Consider the following 20,344-nt stretch of genomic DNA (forward strand, 5'->3'; position numbering starts at 1 on the left):
AAAGAATCTGTTTAAGAGCTCTGGGCAAAATCTACGCTTGAGCGCAGGCTTTAATCTTACTAAAAATTACAGCTTAACCTATTCTAATTATTACGATATCAAGAATAAGGAATTGATCTCACAAAGTATTAAAATAATACGAGATTTGCATTGCTGGAAACTAGATATATCTTTTACCAAGCGTAATGAATATTGGGATTATCGTATCATCTTCTTTAATACTAAATTCCCAGATGCGCTGAGGTTTCAAACTCGTGATAGTAAAAGAAATTAAACGCGCAGTTTTCTTAGATAGAGATGGCACTATTAGTCCCGATAAATTTGGATATATCAAGGATCCCGAAATCTATCATCTCTATCCGGAGACTCCGGCAGCCTTAAGATTACTGCAAGAAATGGGGTTCTTGATATTCATTGTTACAAACCAAAGTGGAATAGCACGAGGTTATTTAGATTTGGAACAACTGGCACAAGTGCATAAGAAAATGCTGGAGCTGCTTGCTCAATCTGGCGTAAAGCCTAATGGCGTATATTTTTCGCCCTACCATAGGGAAGGTATTGTTAAACCGTTTAACATACATCATGAAGATCGAAAGCCCGGCATTGGGATGTTCAAGCGGGCAAAGCGAGAGTTTCACTTTGATCCTTCGCAATCGTTTATGATTGGTGACAGAGCTTCAGACATAGGTTTTGCTCATAATGCTGGCATGAAAAGCATACTCTTGCTTAGTGGTAATGGGGCTGATGAATTTGGTTCAATGCTGACAGATTGTAGCTTGTTGAAACCTACCTTCATCTGCGAAAACATCCTAACGGCAGCCGAATTGATTAAACAGTATTATCCGTGAAATTCCTTGCTCAATACAGTAAAAGCAAATTCATAAACTTCAGCTTTGATGCACAACTAAAAGCATTTGCTAAGATGCTGCAAGAATTGGAAAAGAACATTGCAAATACTGCCTACAGACAAGATATTGTTTCTCAGATTGATACTTTGCTTCCCTTTGTGCATAAACCGCTGCCTCGCAGGATGCATAAACTTCTCAACTCGCTTCCTGATGATCCGCACCGGTTGTTAAGAGCCCTTGCACTGTACCATAATGATTCATTGGTAAAGGATGGCAGCATTATTTTGAGAGTGGGGGATGGATCGGTGCAACCAGATGAGCAGAAGATAAAACAAGCACAAAGGATCACTGTAGTGGCAGACAATCTGCGCAGTGTGTTTAATGTAGGCTCTCTTTTCCGTCTTTGCGAATGTCTTAGCTTGGGAGAATTAGTGCTGTGCGGCATTAGTCCCACTCCTTTACATCCTAATATGAATAAGACTGCTTTGGGCACGACCGATAAGGTAAAGTGGAGTAAACAAGAACAAACTAAAACTGCTATTGACAGTTTAAAAGTAAAAGGCTATCGTATCTACGCACTGGAAACAGCTCAGCCATCTACCTCCGTTTTTGAATTTCAGGCTTCATTTCCATTGGCAATGATAGTGGGCAATGAGGCATTAGGAGTAGAACCAGCCATTCTGAAAGAGTGCGATGAGATAATACATTTACCAGTTTTGGGTTGGAAGAACTCACTAAATGTTAGTGTGGCTGCATCTGTGGCTATATACCAGATACTTTTTGGAGGAAGGAATGCAGACCTTTGATTATTATACTAAGTTGTTGGAATACAATTCTCTAAATAAACCTCTATGGCAAGTAACCATTGTGCATACAGATGGTTCTTCACCGGCAAAAGCGGGCATGAAAATGTTGATCTCTACCGATGGACTCATTCTGGGAAATCTGGGTGGGGGAGAGATGGAACATAGCATAATTGAATACATCGGTAGCCATAAACCCTCAACTGCAGAACAGATGACTTTCGATTTAGGACAAGCAAACCTTATGTATGCAACATCCACAGCCATGATCTGTGGTGGGAGTGTAACTGTATTTATTGAACCTTTATTTAACTCAAACAATCTTTACATTATTGGCGCAGGTCATTGTGGTAAGGCATTGGGGCATTTAGCAAGGCTGTGTGGCTTCTGGGTTAAGCTGATAGATAATAGAGAAGATATTCTAAAAAGTGCTCCAAAAGATTGTTTTGATGAAGCCGAATACAGCAATTATGAAGATATAACATCGGTTATAGGATTTGGCTCTTATACTTGGGTAGTTATCATGACGCATGGTCATGTTCACGATCAGGAGGTATTGCAACAGTGTATAGAAAAAGAAACCCTATATCTGGGTATGATCGGAAGTAAAAGCAAGGTAAAACAAACATTTGATTCTTTGATGGATCAAGGCTACACTGCTGAAGATATTACTCGAATACATGCCCCCATTGGACTTTCGATAGGAAGCCAAAGCCCTTATGAAATTGCCGTAAGTATAATGGCAGAACTTATAAGCATTAAGAGAAACGAGCACAAGACGGGTTTATAGACTCAGATTTATCTTTAGTGTGCAAATAAGAGCGTTTACCTTCCAAACTTTATTATCAGCACTTCCAGGTTTCCTGAGGAGTACCTTAGCTTGGCTCATGAGGCGTACTCGCAGATCACAACTGTCCTATCCGCCAGGTATGAACGACAAATACCCTCGCAATGTGAAAGCGAGTTTCTTTTACATTGTTGATGAAAAAAACCCCGAAACAAAGCTCGGGGTTTATTATATCAGATACGCTAATTATTTCATTAACATCATTTTCCGGCTTTGAGTGCCTTTGTCATTTTGGGCAGTATAGAAGTACATCCCACTTGCTACAGAGTTTCCATTATGGTCTTTACCATCCCAATCGAAGCTGTGCTCACCTCTGGGAAGAGAGCCATCAAACAATGTTTTAACCAACTGTCCCTTGGCGTTATAGATATTCAGGATTATTTTGCCTGATTCAGGCATATCAAGCGCAAAAGAAGTATTGGGATTGAAGGGATTGGGGTAGTTTTGCCTTAGTGTAGGTCTAAACGCTTGCGGTACAACTGGATCGTTATTGGATACAGATTGGTTATTTACCTTCATTGCATACAAACCTAAGATTTCAGTTTTACCGCTGCTGCGACCATCTGCCCAAATGAAATAGGCATTATCGTTAAGTTCCATTCCAACGGGCTCATATTGAGATTTGCCAGCATCTGTGAGGACGGATCCATAATTGCCCAAAACATTATCTCCGTTGGCATTTAAATAATTGTAATAGATATCGCTATCTTCGGTGAAGAACTCAGTCCATGCAACTGCCATTCCTGCCCCATCGAAACCGATAACATAAGGATTTGTTTGGGTGGAGTCTTTTTGAACTACAAAAAATCCAGATTCGCCCCAAAGTTTTGTTCCATCAAAAGCGAATTTCTGTCCTAAAATATCGTGCATGCCATTGATGCTTTCACACCAAAGTGTCGTAATTCCATTGTGTGCCACGGCGATATTTGCAAACTCTTGTTCATTTTCTGAATCACTTATCTTGATTCCTTCAGGAGCCCACAAATACTCACCATCCCAAGATACAAGCTGAGCATAGAATTGCATGGGACCATTTCTCATATCTCGCCAAGTTACATAGATTCCATCTGGTGTTTTAGCGGATACCGGAGATAGTTGTGCTTCCATTCCTGTGTAGGTATTCACTTGCATTCCTTCGGCAGTCCACCCGGTATAGGCATCACCGTTTGCATCCACTCGCTTTGCCCATACGGTTTGACGATCTGTGCTTGGATTGAATCTATGCCAGATATACACGTCATCAATGATATCTGTAAGTTTAGTTTCAATATTCCTGTTTGAGCCGATCAAAACTGATATCATTTTTCCATCTGGACCCCAAAGCCTTTGACCATTCATATCGAGTCTTTGGCCAAAAACATGATATCGGAACGCCATATTCATCATTTCATACTCCCATTCTGACCACCCAACGTAGAACGAGTTGTTGTACATGCTTATTCTGGGGTTGAGTTGGCTAAGAGGTTCGCTTTCAGTAAGCGGCAGACCATTGGCATCCCACAATCTTTCTCCGGCTGGAGAGATCAATTGGGCAAAAACTTGTGACTCTCCACTTCGCTCATCTCTCCACACTACGGCAACATGGTCATCTTCAGTAACAACAGCGTGAACGTCGTATTGATGTCCCAATCCATCTTCAGTAAGTGTTCTACCATTAGTTTCTAATAATGTTTGTCCATCGGCAGTTAGAAACTGGAAGAAAATGCGATATCCTTCATTAGCAAAACGAGTGTCTTGCCAGATCACGATACTATCATTACTACGGGGAAGAATTCTATATTCTCCCTTTGTAGTATCTCCGCTAAGTCCCCAAAATATTCTTAACCCGTCGTTAGCCAGCAGAGTATTTCCAGTAGTATCTAGCACTTGATAATACAATCCAATACTTCCGTTACGTTGATCCATCCAATTTACATAGACATTATTGCCCGCCAACTTTATCAAGCCACCGTTTTGAGCGTTGGGTTGAGTGCAAATTGCTTTTCCACCCTCATCCCAAAGTGCTTCTCCGGTTGACGAGAGATGTTGGGCATAGATATCGAAGTTAGGATCATTTCCATTGCGTAAGTCATCCCAAACCACATACACTCCTCCGTTCCCATCAGAATCCATACGTTGTCCATTCTGGGAAAATTCAGCAGTGCAAAGAGCTATACCACTTTCTCCCCACAACTTATCGCCTGTAGCAGAAATCTTTTGGGCAAAGAGATCGGATTCCAGACTCTCTTCCCATACTATTACAGCTGCTCCATCGGAAGTAGCTTGAATACGGGGATTCTGTTGAGGTTTAGGCAAAGATATATCCTGATCTGAAAATACATAAAAGGGGTCACTCCAAAGCATTTCGCCGGCTATATTAACTTTTTGAGCATAGATATCCGGATCGTTATTACGTTGATCTGTCCAAGTAAACATGAATTCCTGATTTCCTATGGCAGCCATCCGCACTCCCATTTGGTTGCCGGTAGTAACGGCGAGACTTAAGGGTTCGTTCCAGGTCATATTGCCGTCACCATCAAAGTGTTTGGCATAAATATCGGAATCGCCAACAAAAGTATGTGTATATGCCAGCATCATTCCACCCTGTCCATCAGGAAGCATTGTGTTTTGAATCTCGTCACCACTACCATTGGCAACGGCAATGCCATTAGTTGTCCAGAGCGGATCACCAGTGGAAGAAATTCTTTGTGCATAAAGATCTTTACTGGGATTACGGCTATCGCCCCATATAATTAATGCGCCACCGTTTGGATCATTTTCCATATTTAACCCAACCTGAATACCGGGATATGTACAGACGGGTTTGCCACCTTCCTGCCACAATAATTGCCCCATGTCGTTTATCTTCTGAGCATATACATTTCCGTCCAAATCGTCATAAAAATCAATCCAAGCGATTATGTAATTGCCATCTGTAGTTTGGGTAATAACTGGGTCTTCTTGGCGATCAGGCTTGCCATCTATTAAAACTGGCTCATTCCAAAGCAAGTTTCCTGAGGCATCCACTTTCTGTGCCCATAAATCTCGTTCACCAAGTTTGGTATCGCTCCACACGTATATAGCTCCGCCATCGGCTGTAGCCGTGCCGGTTCGGAACCACTCGATATTTACCCCTTGGCGGATTGGCACTACTTCTTCCCACAACAGTGCTGCCGGAAGAAGGGCTATTGCGCCAAGCAGTAAGATGATAAGCGTAATCTGTTTCACAAGTATCTCCTTGATAATAAATAACAATTTTTTATTTAAACCTGTTCCCCTCTACTTAAAGTAGACATAACAATATAGTTTATATAGATGCAAAAAGGATTCCAATTATAGCTTTAACGGCATTATAAATATACTTAAGATGCTGGTAAAAATAACCCTTATTGCTCAGATTTGCACAGGCTTAACTGAATCTTTCTCAATTGATTAAGTTATTATTACCCATACTTCAAGCTGAGATTCTGCTTCAACTACAGCATTATCTTGGGGCCAAGCAACCTTAAGAATAGCATAATGCATTTGGTGCTGAGGGCGTGAATCCTATTCATTTATAATATTTACCAATATTTGCTAAATAGGCATTTCTGTTCCGGAAACCATTACTTTGTTGATGGGGAAAGATGCGGAGGAAAAACAAAGCTGACCTAAAATATGTTTGCCAATTTCTAGTCCTTGTGGAACTTGGAAGAATACAAGGTCTGCTTCTTTTCCCACCTCAAGAGAGCCAATTCTACTTTCTAACCCTACGATTTTTGCATTGCCGAGAGTTATCCGGTACAGCATTTCTGCCGGCAGCACAGGATAAGTGCTTTGGCGAAAGTTCATTTGTTTGGCATGATATAGCATATTCAAACTGGTACCGGCTCCTACATCACTGCCCAAACCAAAGGGTATACCAATATCACTTATTCTTTTTAGGGGATATTCGCCACTCTTCAAGTAGAAATTTGAATCGGGACAATGCGCTATGGCACTGTTACTCTGTTTCAAAAGCTTAAGTTCAGTCTCGCTCAAATGGATGGCATGGCCAAAGATTGTACGCTCACCCAAGATACCAAATTCATCATAAACAGCGGAATAGGACTCTTTTTTAAAGATTTCTTTTACCCAGTCAATTTCATCTTTGTTTTCAGATAAATGAGTTTGGATAAATGCGTCGTTATCTTTGGCATAGATACCAATTTGACGCATCAATTCGGCGCTACAGGTTGGTGCGAAACGAGGTGTAAAGATATAAGCTAAGAATGGATCTTGCCATAGTTCATGTAATTCGATACTGTGTTTTAGGGCATAATCGGTAGTATGTTGCAATTCCTTTGGTGAATTCATATCCATTAATGTCATTCCGATTCTAGCTTTAATACCCATCTCTTTTGCTACTTCAAAAGCAGCATCAGCAGCTTCCCGGAAAGGTGCAGTATAAATAAGGGAATACGTAGTACCTACTCGCAATAGAGCTTTAAAAAAATCTCGACTAAGATCTGTAGCATAATAGGGGTTTTGAGATTTTGCTTCCTCTGGGAAAACACTTTTGTTCAACCAGGGCAACAAGGCGGGATGGTACATTCCCCGAATGCGGTATTGCGAAAGATGAACATGTAAATCTATCATCCCCGGGATGCAAATGCAATTTCGCTTATCTTCCCATGCACCTTCATGCTCTGTAAATGGACGGACAGATTGGATACTTCCATCTGCAATGGAAATAACATGATCAAAGAGGAAATCTGTGCGAGTGCTGGATATGGGATTGAATAAATTGGTGCGTATGTTTCTCATGGTTTAGCTCTCCAAATATCATAACGTATTAAGTGCTTGGTTCCTAATCCAAAATGTAATTCAGGTGCATTTTGAGTACTGCTGCCCTTAGCAGAGCTTAATTCTCGAACAAGGCAATATTCTTTGCCCATAGCATCTTGGATTAATACTCGTACGCGAGTACCAAAGGCAGGGCTGTTTGGATGCAATACTGGATTATGGACGTCTTCAATAAGATGTATGCCATCTTTTCCGTATATAGGTTTTATAATTAATGACTTATTGGAGGTAGAGCTTGCGTTACTAAGAATCTTGGTTCCGTTGCCGCTACCTATCACCAAATCAAGTAAACCGTCTCTGTTAAGATCGGCCGCAGCACAAGACCATCCATTATAGATTCTAGCCCCACTCAAATATGTAATATCTGTAAAGCTTCCATCGCCATTATTTTTGTAGAGATAGCTACGATCATTTTCGTAAACGGAAGTAATGAATATATCTAAAAATCCATCGTTATCTGCATCAAAAAAGAGTGGTTCAGCATGTAACTCATCATATTTGATTCCACTTTCTTGAGTAATATCGGTAAATTGCCAGTAGTATAGAGTATCTTCGACAACAACTCTATAACTCATGCCATCATTTCTAAGCAGCATCGTTTTATCCGAAATGTCTATGAATCTGGGATGTGCCAGATTGGCGATAATTAAATCCAGATCTCCATCGTTATCAAAATCTCCCCAATCTGCCCCAATACTGTGACCGTAATAGGCATTTTTGTACTTACCGGCAACAGAATGCAGTGCTGCTAGATCCTTAAACACACTATCCACATGGGTGAAAAGGAAATTGCGATTAAGACGGTAGTTTGTAACAAAAATATCCTGCTTGCCATCATTATCAAAATCTGCGGGAGCAACACCTCTGCCAGCCAATCCAGGATTGTCGGCAAAACTTTGAGCAAGGAACCCCAATTGCTTGCTCCTATCGACAAAGAAACCTTGATCGTTATAAAAGAAGAAATCCGGGTATCCGTTGCGGCTTTGCCATGTTTCGTAGTTTGCCATATACAAAGAGGGATATCCGGTTATGTTAATATCTACAAAAGCGACACCCTCCGTGGGCATTTTGTCATCAACATCTCCGGCTTTGGCATTTACTTTCACAAAACTATGATCGGGATTTTGCTTCATCAGAGCGTCTCCGTGTCCATCACTAGCGTGAGAGATGCTTACAAAATCTAAGTATCCATCTTTATTAAAATCTGCCCAAATACCGCCAGTGCTGTTTAAGTTCTGTACCAAACAGCTATCTGGATGGGGTTGAAAAGAAAAATCGCCCAAGTTTTTGTAGATATATTTACCATTAAATAAGATATCAATTTTTCCATCGTTATTGTAATCTGCTAAGGCAACTCGCGTGTAGCGTTTGCCATCCATAGCATGTGTATCTTCAAAGATGATTCCATTGTATGCAAAGATATTTCGTAGATAGTTGAGCGGATCTGAGTCTATTTTTAGCCTTTCAAGAATACTGGCAATAGCATCATAAGCTTCATTGTCATATTGTTTTCGGGGGGCTCCGTGTGTTAGGCAGTATCCAAAAGATTTGATGGCACTTTCCTGGTATTTCTTTTTGCTGAATAGTGCTAAGTACCTGCCCCTCCAGAAGTGCAATTCAGCAATCTCTCCCCGGTCATTATTGGTAAAAGAGATGTTCTGGAGTTTGGTTATCTCTCTTTGTTGCAATTTGTTGGGCTTAATAAAAAGGCAAATAAGCTCATCTTCATTGCCATACTTACCCCAAACATTAATCTGTCGGTAATAATCTGCTTTAGCCATTTGCAGCATAACTCTGTTTTGCCAATCATCACCTTCGTAAGAATCGAATAATATCTTCGCATTGGTACTTTTGCTGGCATTTGCCAAGCACTCTTTTGCAAAGTTAATTAGCATAAGATTTGGTTTTAACTCTGCCAGTTCTTTGCGAAAGCTGGGGCCAAGAATATACAAGCTGCTAATATAGGAATGGGAGGCACTACGAAAGCTGTTTTCTTCGATGCAATTGAGTAGAGCACTGAAATCCTTGATTTTGGCTAAATGATACAATTCGTAATAGTAGGCAGCTTGATGCCAAATAGAATTTGGATAGCTTTCATTGAACGATTTTATTAGTTCTAAAGCATCATAGCTGCTATTTTGAGTGGAAATCTCATCCAAAACGCTCTTGGCAGTGGCTTCAATGATTCCATTATACTCTGGTAGATTTTGAATTGTTCTGAGGATATCATCATTTTCCCCACCAGCTAAGTAATGGGCAAATACCAAAGAATCGGCAATGGAAGTAAAGCTGCTCTTTAATATATTGCCACGTATCAATATTGAGCTGGTATCTGGATCTGCACTTTGCAAAATTAACCATTGTAAGGCATCTTCCATCGAACCGAAGTCTCTTGCCAAGAGAAAGTGTAATTCGGATGCGAGAGTCATTTGATTTGTGCGTTGAGCAAATTCTAAAAGGCATTGACGATCTTCCAGGAGTGAGGAATTCTTTAACTTCATAAACTCATCTTGGTACTTATAGATAATATCGAATTGCTCCTTATCCAATAGAAAGCGTAGATCGTCTGCTGTTACCGAAGCGATTAATGAGCTAAGGGATAGCAAGATAACAATGATAGTATATTTTAGTGTTTTCATTTTTGCTCACTTATGGTTCTGATGAGATTGTTAATGTCCTCACTACTGAATTGATAGTTACGATTGCAGTAATGACATACAGGGTTTATACCTTCTCTCATATTTTCTAATTCTTTTTTCCCAAGCAAAATCAACGCTTTGGCAAAACTCTTTTTGCTACAGTTGCAATGATAGCGCAATGAACTCTCCTGGCTTATCTGGAAGGATATGTTTTTCAACACAAATCTATGCAGAATATCTTCAATACTCAAGCCCATATCCATGAGATCAGAGATATTTGGTGTTTGTTCCAGATTTTGGTTAAGTGCAGAGACTATAGCTAAATCTGCATTAGGAAGTTGTTGAATGATAAACCCTCCGGCAGCTCGTATCTTGGCAGAAGGATCTATTAAAACGCCCAAGTTGACCGCTGAAGGGCTTTGTTCACTTTGTTCATAGTAAGCTGCCACATCGCTTGCTATTTCTGCATCTATAAGTTGTACTGTTCCGGTATAAGGGGCTTTATTCACGGATTTACGGATAACGCTTAAAGACCCCTTTCCTAAATGCTTCCCGACCAAAAAGTTATCTTGTGCTACGGCAAACATCAGTTTAGGCTCGTATGGAAATGCCCTTATATCTCCCTCTTTATTTACAATCACTATTGCGCCTTTTAATGCTCCTTCTGCATCAATACGCAGAGTAATTTCAGAATGAGGAGCTTTTAACTCGGAGCTCATCAACGCAGCAGCAGTAATGAGTCTGCCCAGGAAGATTGTTGGTAAGGGAAACAGATCGTGTATATCACGAGCTTTTTGTACAATATCTGTAGTATCTGCAACGAATAAGCGGAATTGATTATCTGCAATGTTGCCTCGTAGTAAGCGGCTTTTATGGTCCTTCATTATCTATCCATTGCGTAGATATTTCGGTATTGGGGTAGTAAGCTTGTAAAATGCTTAAGTAATCTGATCCATTTCGAGCTTTGCGTAGTGCTCCTACCTGACACATGCCAACACCATGCCCAGACCCCCTACCTTGGATGTTTATCGTTTTTGCTGGTTGGAACACACTTTTACCTGATGACCCTATAAATACGAATAATGATGAAGGTAACATACCAAATGTCTGACGTATTTTATATTCGCTATCCAGAGTGACATTGTGGTCTCCTACAATACGAAGTTTTGTTACTCTACCAGAGATGCCACGTTCTAACACTTCAAAAGAGCGAATGTATTTTAGGCCTAATTTATTGGCAACATCTGCTTTGGAAATGCTACGATTCCAGTTCAAAGTCTTCTTTTCCCACGAGCTCATTCCGGTTGTATCAACTTTCCGGTTCAACCAGCTCGTTACCCCTTTTTCTGTTTCCAGGCTATATGATTCTGCTTCGGCTATGCAGATTGAGCCGCTTAAATGTTCAATGTATGCGCCATTCCAAATAGCCTGTGAAGAATCTGTTTTGCCTCCACAACAGCTATGGTAGGTGGCATCTGCAACTTTACCGTTTATAACCATTATCTCACCAGCACTTTGCATTACAGCTTCTTCAATGAGCTCATTGCGCAAGTGTTTCCCTTTGTAGACTTGACAGTGCGTAGTATTACAAAGATCATAGCCATCTTTTGAGTGGCGATTATTTAGCAATAAACTAATTGCGTGACTACGTGCAGCTACGGCTTGGGCTTTAAGTGCCTCAAGGGGGCTATAGTTCCCAATCTCATTAGGAATTACGCCAGCAATGTATTCCTCAATGGGCAATAAGTGATTAAGAACCAGTTTGCCATTTCTTACCTTTAGGATAAATTCTCCTTCATAAGGGAGTCCGTTTATCCATAACCCTTCATCCGAGTAGATTTTTAGCGGACTCTCAAAAAAGCTTATTTCTCCATCTTGCTGAATAATCTGCAAAGTAGAATTGACAACAGGGATAGATTGAATGCTGCTGAAAGGATAATCAATGGCTGTGGCGTATGCTTGAGCCTGAGCAAGATCCTGAAAGCTATGGGGCAGAAAGAACCAATATTCATGTTTAAGAGCAAGCTGGCCATTCTTCCAAATAAAATGGCTGTTAATTATTGCTTCAGATTCATCATATCCTGAGCATGAATCAATGCGTGAAATAATGCCAAATTGATTCTCTGTACTTTGGGAGACCACCTTACAGGTTACTTCTCCAGAACAATCCTGTTTAAACAATTCATTATTTTCGGTAAGAAAGAAACTGCTTCCCTCTATACGTAGTTCTGCTGCAGAGGCAAGGTTAATCTCCAAAAATAACGTACCATCACGTATTTCTGCTCCAAAAAGCATGTTGATGCTAATAGACAACAGGATTAGTATCTTGCGCATTATTGTACTACAGAACCTGGAGATCCTCCATCGGGATGGATCACATGCAAGCCGCTTGCATCGTGAGCGGCAAGAATCATTCCGTTGGATAGAATACCCCTTATCTTGCGTGCTTGTAAATTCACCAGCATAACTACGGTTTTACCCTTTATGCTTTCAGGATTGTAAGATTGTGCAATTCCGGCAACAAGCTCTCTGGTTTCAAATCCTAAATCTACCTTAAGTTTCAACAGCTTATCAGTTTTGGGTATGGCTTCTGCCTCAAGAACTTTTACCAAACGTAAGTCCATGGCAGAAAACTGATCGTATGTGATTTCGGGTTTAATTGCTTCAAATCCATTTAGGGGTTCAACTGCAGCCATATTGTGTAATTTATTTAGCTCTTTCTCTATTGCTGCGTCCTCAATTTTAACAAAGAGAGGCGAAACATCAACTAGCGTGTAATTATAAGTAGCGTAAGCGTCGTTCCAATCAAAAACATTTGGCAAACTCATCATGTTTCGTAGTTTAAGCATATGTTTGGGTAAGACGGGGTAGAGGGCAACACTTATCTTATGTAGCAGAAAGGCGCAGACCCAAAGGGTTTGCTGCACTAATTCTTTATTCTCTTTGATTACTGCCCAAGGTTTTCGTTCATCAAAGAATCTATTCCCCATACGAGCAATATCCAAAATACTTTTAGTATTACGTTTTACTTGATACTCACTATAAGATGTGGAGATTTCTGCTAAACTAAGATCTGCCAAGTTTAATATATTCTGAGCATCTTCATCTAAATTGGTTTTGTTTATCATCCCACCAAAATGTTTATTGGCAAAAGTGAAAACCCTATTAGCGAGATTACCCAGAACATTGTTTAATTCACCGTTGATTCTTTGCTGAAAATCTTTGAAACTAAAGTCTGCATCTTGTCGTTCAGGCGCATTAACAGCCAAGTAGTAACGCAGATACTCTCCATCGAAACTTCGCACAAATTCATCTACCCAAATTGCCCAATTACGACTTGTAGATATTTTTTGCCCTTCCAGATTCATAAACTCGTTGGCAGGTATATCATGGGGGAGGCAATACTTGGTGTTTTGCCCCATTAGCATGGCTGGCCAAATTAGTGCATGGAAAATAATGTTATCCTTACCGATAAAGTGGATTAATTGAGTTTGAGGATCCAGCCAATAATCTTTCCAGAGTTCCGGGTTTCCCATCCTTTTTGCCCACTCGATTGTGGAAGAGATATAGCCGATGGGAGCATCGAACCAAACATAAAGCACTTTGCCATCTGCTTCTGGCAAAGGAACCGGTACTCCCCAACTGAGGTCACGGGTAATAGAACGCTCTATTAAACCTTGTTCCAGTAAGTTAAGCATAAAATTACGGACATTTTCTTTCCAATATGATTTGGTTTCAATCCATGCTTGTAGCTGTTCGGTAAAACGAGCCAGATGCAAAAACCAGTGTTTTGTCTCTTTTATAATGGGCTTGTTTCCACATATCTTACAGCGTGGTTGTTTTAGAGAAGTAGTTTCGTAGGTATTACCGCATTTATCGCATTGATCTCCACGTGCACCTTCGGCACCGCATTTGGGGCAAATACCTTCAACATAGCGATCTGGCAAATAGCGTTTATCGTGTTCGCAATAGAATTGTAAGGTGCTTTTTGGTTGGATGTGTCCATTATTATAAAGCGCAGTAAAAAACTCCTGCGAAAGAATATGATGTTCTTCTCTGGCGGTACCGGAAAAGTTATCAAATTCAATTCCGATTCCATCAAAGGCTTCTTTGATAGACGCATGGTAACGATTTACTACATCAATAGGCTGTACACCCTCTTTATCGGCAGAAATAGATATCGGCGTACCGTGTTCGTCCGTGCCGCAAATATAGATTACATCCTGATTTTGTAAGCGTAGATAACGCACAAAAATATCTGCGGGAAGATATGCGCCTGCTACATGTCCAACATGCAGTTTGCCGTTGGCGTAGGGAAGAGCGCTGGTGACTATATATTTCATTTATTGTCTCCAAAGAATTCTTGATGAAGAATCGAAACTGTTTTACAAACCAAGGCAGAAGGCATCATCAATTCCAGGCTGCGTTCGCTATGAGATATTCGTTCAATATGAGATTCGCTGCACAATCTTAGCACCTTTGCCATAAAGGCAGGATCGGCGGCAAGTCCCATTCCTATAAGTGATACAAAACCAATACAATGATCTTTACTTATTACTTTAATTTTGGATTCTTCCAGCATAAAATCTATTTCGGATTCGTACTTTTCTTCTACATATAGTTCCAAAGCTTTTTGTAGCATGTTGATTTTATAAATCTCATGATGCCATTTATCCAATAAAAGTAGAGCAGTGGTATCTGGTTCAATACAATAGCGTAAAATACTTTCTTTATGAGCTATGGCATTTACTTGACGTTCTTCCATCATGGTTTCCTTTATACTTTCATCCTGTTGTATCAATGTTCCAGATTCGAAAGTGAATGAAGATTTTATTTCTACAGGCACCTTATATCTACAGGCAAACTCAACTGCCCGCGGATGCAATACCTTAGACCCATTATAACTTAGTGCCAACATATCCAAATAGCCAATTTCCGATATGAAGTGGGCATGCGGCACAATTCTTGGATCTGCGGAGTAGACGCCCTCTACGTCTGTGTATATTTCACACTTATCCGCGCCCAGATAACAAGCCAAAGCAACAGCAGAAGTATCCGAACCTCCGCGTCCTAAAGTAGTGATCTCTTTATTAATGCTAACGCCCTGAAACCCGGCAACAATCACGATCTTCTCTTTAGCCAATTCTTCATGAATGCGAAAGGCATTTACTTTCAATATCTTGGCGTTTCCGTGATGATCATCCGTAATAATACCGCTCTGAGATCCCGTAAAAGATATTGAGGATATCCCCTCTTCCAAAAGAGATAATGATAATAGCGACATAGAGATGCGCTCTCCGGCAGTTAGCAACATATCCATTTCTCTACGTGAGGGATGCTTTGTGATCTCATAAGCCAGGCTAAACAGGTTATCTGTGGTTTTTGCCATAGCAGATACTACTAATACCAGTTGATCACCATGACGGTATGCTTTCGCCAACTTTTTGGCTATAGAACGGATTAGCTCTACGCTTCCTACTGAAGTACCGCCAAATTTCTTTACTATAATAGCCATTTACATTTTTGCCGATGCTTTTAGCAGTTCTACGAAAAGCGGGTGAGGTCGATTTGGACGCGATTTAAATTCAGGATGGAATTGTACCCCAAGGTAAAAACGGTTTGGAGGGTATTCAATAATTTCTACCAGAAGGTCATTTTGAGATACTCCGCTAAGGTGTAACCCGGCCCGAACAAGTTGATTGCGAAAGTTGTTGTTAAACTCATAGCGATGGCGGTGTCTTTCGCTGATTGTAGAATTGTTGTATGCTATGTATGCCAAACTTTCCTTTGATATCTTACAAGTGTATGCGCCTAAACGCATAGAGCCGCCTACAAGATCAATATAGCGTTGGTCTTCCATAAGGTGAATCACCGGATGAGGAGTCGTTTCGTCAAATTCGGTACTGTTTGCTTGCTCTAAATTGCACATATTGCGGGCAAATTCAATTGCCATCACCTGCATTCCCAAGCAGATTCCTAAGATTGGTATGTTTTTGGTTCTGGCATATTGGGCGATAGTGATTTTTCCTTCGATTCCTCTTATGCCAAAACCTCCAGGAATCAGTAAGCCATCCATTCCACTTAGTTCCTTATCCAAATCTTGCTGCTTAAAATTCTGCTCCGAATCTACCCACTTAATACTCAACTTCTTACGAATGTGGGCAGCAGCGTGGTGCAGGGATTCTACTATGCTTTTATAGGCGTCGTGATGTTTCACGTATTTACCGCAAACCGCAATACATACTTCACCATCGCTATTAGAGCGGTTTTCCAAGAATTGTTTCCACTGGCTTAGATCGGATTGGCAGGCTTCCAAATTGAAGTGTCGACATATTATTGCCGGTAGATTTGCTTCTTTATAGATTAGTGGAATCTCATACACACACTTAACATCTATGGCATTTATCACGTTTTCCTTGGCTACGTTGGTAAATAGAGCGATTTTGGAATAGATCTCTGTGTCAAATGGTCTTTCACTTCTGCACAGCAGTATATCTGGTTGAATACCAATCTCTCTAAGTTTATATGCACTATGCTGAGAAGGTTTAGTTTTCAGCTCGCCTGCAGTTTTTATGTAGGGTACATAAGTAAGCAAGATATTGAGTGTGTTACTAGTGCCAAGATCAAGGCGCAGTTGGCGCACGGCTTCCAAAAAAGGCAAGCTTTCAATATCGCCCACTGTGCCTCCAATCTCGGTAATAACAATATCATTATCTTCGGATAACCGGGTTATCCGGCTTTTTATTTCATTTGTTACGTGAGGGATTACCTGAACGGTTTTGCCCAGATACACTCCCTTACGTTCATTCATTATTACGCTTTCGTAGATTTGTCCGGCACTACAACTGCTTGCAGATGTTAGAGCTTCATCCACAAAGCGTTCATAATGTCCCAAATCCAAATCTGTCTCGGCTCCATCATCAGTTACAAACACCTCTCCGTGCTGGAACGGGCTCATCGTTCCCGGGTCCACATTCAAATAGGGGTCGAATTTTTGCAAAACCACCTTATAACCCATAGATTTTAATAGCAATCCAATTGATGCTGTGGCAATTCCTTTGCCTAAGGAAGATAGCACTCCTCCCATTACGAAGATGTATTTAGCCAATGCTCTACTCCCTTAGACAAGCTTTTTCAGTTCGTTAAGAGATTCTCTGATAGCATTTACCGTATAAGCTATATCCTCATCAGTGTGTCTGTAGCAGATATATCCATGATGATAGGGTTGTAAAAATACTCGGCGGCGGATAAGCTGGGTATAGAATTCTGTTCTAAGCTTTTTATACAAACCAGTTTCATCTTTAGAGAATGTTATAAAAGGCATCCAGGGGGCTCCAGAAAACTCAACCGGAAGCCCGGATTCATCTATTACCTTTTGAACATCAATGCCAAACTGATCACCTTTTTCTTTAATAATATCCAAGATCTTATCGCGCTGCAAAATCTCAATTGTTTTAAGAGCTGCTACTATACTGTCGGTGTTTGGGAAGAATGTTGAAGAAAGAAACACCTTGTCTGCCAAAACCATCATCGGCTCGCGTTTGCCTACCAAAGCTGCTATGGCATAACCATTTGCCATTGCCTTGCCAAACGTAGAGAGATCTGGAGTTACTCCAAAGTACTGCTGTGCTCCTCCAAGTGAAACTCTAAATCCGCTTCGAATCTCATCAAAGATCAATAAGGCACCATACTTATCGGCTAATGCGCGCACGCCCTCCAGGTATCCCGGTTTCGGCATCTGAACCGGAGCGGCAAGGGGGTGTCCCACCGGTGTAACAATTATTGCTGCCATGTCATCTCTGTTGGCTTTAAGGATTGTTTCTAGCCCGTCCAGATCGTTGTAATGAAATTCCAGAGTATCTTCATAAAACTTTTCTGGAATTCCGCCCTTTACTTCCACGCACCAATCGTGCCAGCCATGATACCCACAGCGGGCAATTTTTGTTTTACCAGTATAGGCACGGGCTACGCGTATGGCTATGGTAGTTGCGTCACTTCCAGTTTTTACTAACGCGGCCATTTCACAGGATGGAATCACTTCCTGAAGCTTACGTACTAATTCATTTTGTTGGGGTTGAGTAAGTGAAAAGCAAAACCCCTTGTTATTTATTTGTTCCTGGACGGCATGGTCAATTTCTTCTTCGCGGTAGCCGATTATGATAGGGCCGTAAGCGCACAAGAAATCTATGTATTCATTGCCATCGATATCGGTTATGCGCCCACCTTTGCCATGATCGAAATATATTGGATATTCACCCTGTACAAAGTTGTAGGGTCTGCGGATGCCGGCAACTGCACCGGGAACTAGCTTTTGTGCTTCCTCATACATTGCCATGCTTTTTTCAAGCTTCAATTTATCTGCCATCTTATTTCATCTCCCATAAGCTTGCTATACCCATTCCGCCGCCAATACATAAGGCGGAAAGCCCTTTCTTATTCTTTCTGCGTTTCATTTCGTGAAGCAGAGTTACAATAATACGAGCACCGCTACATCCAATGGGATGGCCCATGGCTATGGCGCCTCCATTAACGTTAACAATATCCGGGTTTATTTTTCCTACTCCTTCTTGCTCTAATCCTTTTAATACAGCAAGAGATTGTGCGGCAAATGCTTCATTTAGTTCAGCCAGCTCAACATCGGCTAATGACCAACCGCTATTTGCCAATACTTTCTTGATGGCGGGAACGGGCCCATAACCCATAATTGAGGGATCCACCCCGGCAGATGCGCTCTTTACAAAATATGCTAGTGGAGTAAGTCCCAATTCACTGGCTTTTTCCTCGCTCATCATTAAAAGCAGAGCAGCACCGTCATTAATTCCGCTACTGCTGCCAGCAGTTACTGTGCCATCCTTTTTGAATGCAGGACGAAGTTTGCCAAGGCTTTCTGCAGTTACTCCAGCCCGAGGCATTTCATCTTTATCTACAATAATGGGATCTCCTTTGCGTTGTGGAATGGAGATGGGCACAATCTCATCAGTAAATTTTCCGCTCTTCTGGGCAGCCTCGGTTTTGTTTTGGGAAGCTGCAGAAAACGCATCCTGTTCTTGCCGAGAAAGACCAAATTTTTCAGCCAGATTTTCAGCCGTGATTCCCATGTGATAATCATTGAATATGTCAGATAACCCATCGCGTATCATCAAATCTACCATGTTTTTATCGCCCATGCGAGCTCCCCATCGGGCATCTTTAAGAATATAGGGAATCTGGCTCATGTTTTCGCTTCCGCCCGCAACTATAATATCCGCCTCGCCAGATTCAATCATCATGGCTGCCAAAGATATTGCTTTCATACCACTGCCACATACTTTATTTACAGTGTATGCAGGCACATAATCGGGTACTCCAGAATAGATGCTGATCTGTCTGGCTATGTTTTGTCCATAACCGGCGCCACAGACGTTGCCTATTATTACTTCATTGATCTGTTCAGGCTTTAGCCCGGTTTCGGCAATAATGGCTTTTAGGGTATGAACACCAAGCTGAACAGCAGAGATATCTTTAAATACTCCACCGAAGTTTCCTACTGCGCTACGTTTTGCGCATACTACTACGGCTTTTCTCATCTTTCCTCCAGATGTTTTATATTTTTTTCATTGCATTCCATTCAAACAAAAGCTGATTTTTAGTCAATGGCAAAGTTATTTCAAAGCTCACCAAGAATTATGATTCTAAGATTATTCTATCAACAATTAGGGCTGGTACACTATTAAGGCAGAGCACTCACCATTAAAGCTTTAAGTTATAATTAACTGGGGTTCATGCCGAGATACTCCTGTAAATACAGGATTGTGGTGACGTAAACTAAGCCTAATAATAGCTTTTTGTATTAAGGAATAGAACTGGGAGACGATACTTATAAAGAAATGTTTGAGAATAAGTTCGAATGTGGCAAAAAAACCATCAAGCTCATTCATCTATTCAAGTACATAGTACAAGCCTAAGCCTTTCTGGTGGATAAATTCAATAAACTAACAGGAGATGCACAATTAGCCTTAAGAGAGAATTTTTTGCTTGCCAAAAAAAGCTGTCTGAAATCAATGGTACAAAGTCGGTCGGGATGTAGCGCAGTCCGGCTAGCGTACTTGAATGGGGTTCAAGTGGTCGCAGGTTCAAATCCTGTCATCCCGACCATCAGATATTAAACTGCTGAGTTTTGCTGTTCAGCGGTTTTTTTTTGCCAGTAAGACCCAAATAGGAAAGAAGCTTCCTAATAAAGCGTATTGGCATAATTCAGGTTAAACAAGCTAAAAATAAGATTGGTAGGGCATGACTACTTATCGATATGTTCAAATTGCTAAAATGATTGAAACAGGTGGTTGAAAGATATCCTCTAAAATTGCAATTTTAGTCAAAAAATCGTAAAAATGGCTTTACAAAAAAGCAGTGTTTTAGGATATTGCT

At 40.9% G+C, this 20,344-nt stretch carries 14 protein-coding genes and 1 tRNA gene; 5 read left to right on the plus strand and 10 right to left on the minus strand.

The window, feature by feature from the left end:
* From LHW48_02155 to LHW48_02170, 4 genes are all read left to right on the plus strand, one after another.
* The coding region (locus LHW48_02155; GenBank protein MCB5259265.1) for an LPS-assembly protein LptD at positions 1–274 on the plus strand (274 nt) is incomplete at its 5' end.
* Positions 255–848 (plus strand): HAD family hydrolase, encoded by a 594-nt coding sequence (locus LHW48_02160; GenBank protein ID MCB5259266.1) that lies wholly within the window; start codon positions 255–257, stop codon positions 846–848. The genes LHW48_02155 and LHW48_02160, both read left to right, overlap by 20 nt.
* Positions 845–1,654: an RNA methyltransferase gene (locus tag LHW48_02165; GenBank protein MCB5259267.1), complete on the plus strand. Its 810-nt coding sequence runs from the start codon at positions 845–847 to the stop codon at positions 1,652–1,654. The genes LHW48_02160 and LHW48_02165 overlap by 4 nt, the downstream gene beginning before the upstream one ends.
* Positions 1,641–2,441, plus strand: a complete 801-nt coding sequence (locus tag LHW48_02170) for an XdhC/CoxI family protein (protein MCB5259268.1) — start codon at positions 1,641–1,643, stop codon at positions 2,439–2,441. The genes LHW48_02165 and LHW48_02170 overlap by 14 nt, the downstream gene beginning before the upstream one ends.
* Positions 2,442–2,684: 243 nt before the next feature.
* On the opposite strand, the gene LHW48_02175 is transcribed toward LHW48_02170, so the two are convergent.
* The 10 genes from LHW48_02175 to LHW48_02220 all read right to left on the minus strand — a co-directional run bounded on the left by LHW48_02175 (position 2,685) and on the right by LHW48_02220 (position 19,506).
* Positions 2,685–5,705, minus strand: a complete 3,021-nt coding sequence (locus LHW48_02175) for a T9SS type A sorting domain-containing protein (GenBank protein MCB5259269.1) — start codon at positions 5,703–5,705, stop codon at positions 2,685–2,687.
* Between the two features lie 348 nt (positions 5,706–6,053).
* Positions 6,054–7,262 (minus strand): amidohydrolase family protein, encoded by a 1,209-nt coding sequence (locus LHW48_02180; protein ID MCB5259270.1) that lies wholly within the window; start codon positions 7,260–7,262, stop codon positions 6,054–6,056.
* Positions 7,259–9,940 carry a CRTAC1 family protein gene (locus LHW48_02185; protein ID MCB5259271.1) on the minus strand — a complete coding sequence of 894 codons (2,682 nt, stop codon included), beginning with the start codon at positions 9,938–9,940 and terminating at the stop codon, positions 7,259–7,261. Before LHW48_02185 ends, LHW48_02180 begins: the two co-directional genes overlap by 4 nt.
* Positions 9,937–10,824 carry an Hsp33 family molecular chaperone HslO gene (gene hslO, locus LHW48_02190; protein MCB5259272.1) on the minus strand — a complete coding sequence of 296 codons (888 nt, stop codon included), beginning with the start codon at positions 10,822–10,824 and terminating at the stop codon, positions 9,937–9,939. Before hslO ends, LHW48_02185 begins: the two co-directional genes overlap by 4 nt.
* On the minus strand, positions 10,811–12,274 hold the full coding sequence (locus LHW48_02195; GenBank protein MCB5259273.1) for a SpoIID/LytB domain-containing protein: 1,464 nt from the start codon (positions 12,272–12,274) through the stop codon (positions 10,811–10,813). The genes hslO and LHW48_02195 overlap by 14 nt, the downstream gene beginning before the upstream one ends.
* Positions 12,274–14,283, minus strand: coding sequence for a methionine--tRNA ligase (gene metG, locus LHW48_02200; GenBank protein ID MCB5259274.1), 2,010 nt, complete (start codon positions 14,281–14,283; stop codon positions 12,274–12,276). The genes LHW48_02195 and metG overlap by 1 nt, the downstream gene beginning before the upstream one ends.
* Positions 14,280–15,455, minus strand: a complete 1,176-nt coding sequence (locus LHW48_02205) for an aspartate kinase (protein ID MCB5259275.1) — start codon at positions 15,453–15,455, stop codon at positions 14,280–14,282. Before LHW48_02205 ends, metG begins: the two co-directional genes overlap by 4 nt.
* Complete coding sequence (locus tag LHW48_02210) at positions 15,456–17,048, minus strand: CTP synthase (GenBank protein MCB5259276.1); 1,593 nt, start codon at positions 17,046–17,048, stop codon at positions 15,456–15,458.
* Positions 17,049–17,060: 12 nt separating this feature from the next.
* The gene (locus tag LHW48_02215; protein ID MCB5259277.1) at positions 17,061–18,305 is read right to left on the minus strand and encodes an aminotransferase class III-fold pyridoxal phosphate-dependent enzyme; all 1,245 of its coding nucleotides are present in this window, start codon (positions 18,303–18,305) and stop codon (positions 17,061–17,063) included.
* A gap of 1 nt (position 18,306) precedes the next feature.
* Positions 18,307–19,506 carry an acetyl-CoA C-acetyltransferase gene (locus LHW48_02220; GenBank protein ID MCB5259278.1) on the minus strand — a complete coding sequence of 400 codons (1,200 nt, stop codon included), beginning with the start codon at positions 19,504–19,506 and terminating at the stop codon, positions 18,307–18,309.
* A gap of 490 nt (positions 19,507–19,996) precedes the next feature.
* On the opposite strand from LHW48_02220, the gene LHW48_02225 reads away from it, so the two are divergent.
* Positions 19,997–20,074, plus strand: a tRNA-Pro gene (locus LHW48_02225).
* Positions 20,075–20,344 lie beyond the last annotated feature (270 nt).

This window comes from Candidatus Cloacimonadota bacterium, from assembly GCA_020532355.1.
GTDB lineage: Bacteria > Cloacimonadota > Cloacimonadia > Cloacimonadales > Cloacimonadaceae > UBA5456.

Bases quoted from the DNA above. Each gene is read 5' to 3' on its own strand.
- LHW48_02170 (MCB5259268.1), top strand. From the start codon at position 1,641: ATGCAGACCTTTGATTATTATACTAAGTTGTTGGAATACAATTCTCTA.
- LHW48_02180 (MCB5259270.1), bottom strand. From the start codon at position 7,262: ATGAGAAACATACGCACCAATTTATTCAATCCCATATCCAGCACTCGC.
- LHW48_02185 (MCB5259271.1), bottom strand. From the start codon at position 9,940: ATGAAAACACTAAAATATACTATCATTGTTATCTTGCTATCCCTTAGC.
- hslO (MCB5259272.1), bottom strand. From the start codon at position 10,824: ATGAAGGACCATAAAAGCCGCTTACTACGAGGCAACATTGCAGATAAT.
- LHW48_02195 (MCB5259273.1), bottom strand. From the start codon at position 12,274: ATGCGCAAGATACTAATCCTGTTGTCTATTAGCATCAACATGCTTTTT.
- metG (MCB5259274.1), bottom strand. From the start codon at position 14,283: ATGAAATATATAGTCACCAGCGCTCTTCCCTACGCCAACGGCAAACTG.
- LHW48_02205 (MCB5259275.1), bottom strand. From the start codon at position 15,455: ATGGCTATTATAGTAAAGAAATTTGGCGGTACTTCAGTAGGAAGCGTA.
- LHW48_02215 (MCB5259277.1), bottom strand. From the start codon at position 18,305: ATGGCAGATAAATTGAAGCTTGAAAAAAGCATGGCAATGTATGAGGAA.
- LHW48_02220 (MCB5259278.1), bottom strand. From the start codon at position 19,506: ATGAGAAAAGCCGTAGTAGTATGCGCAAAACGTAGCGCAGTAGGAAAC.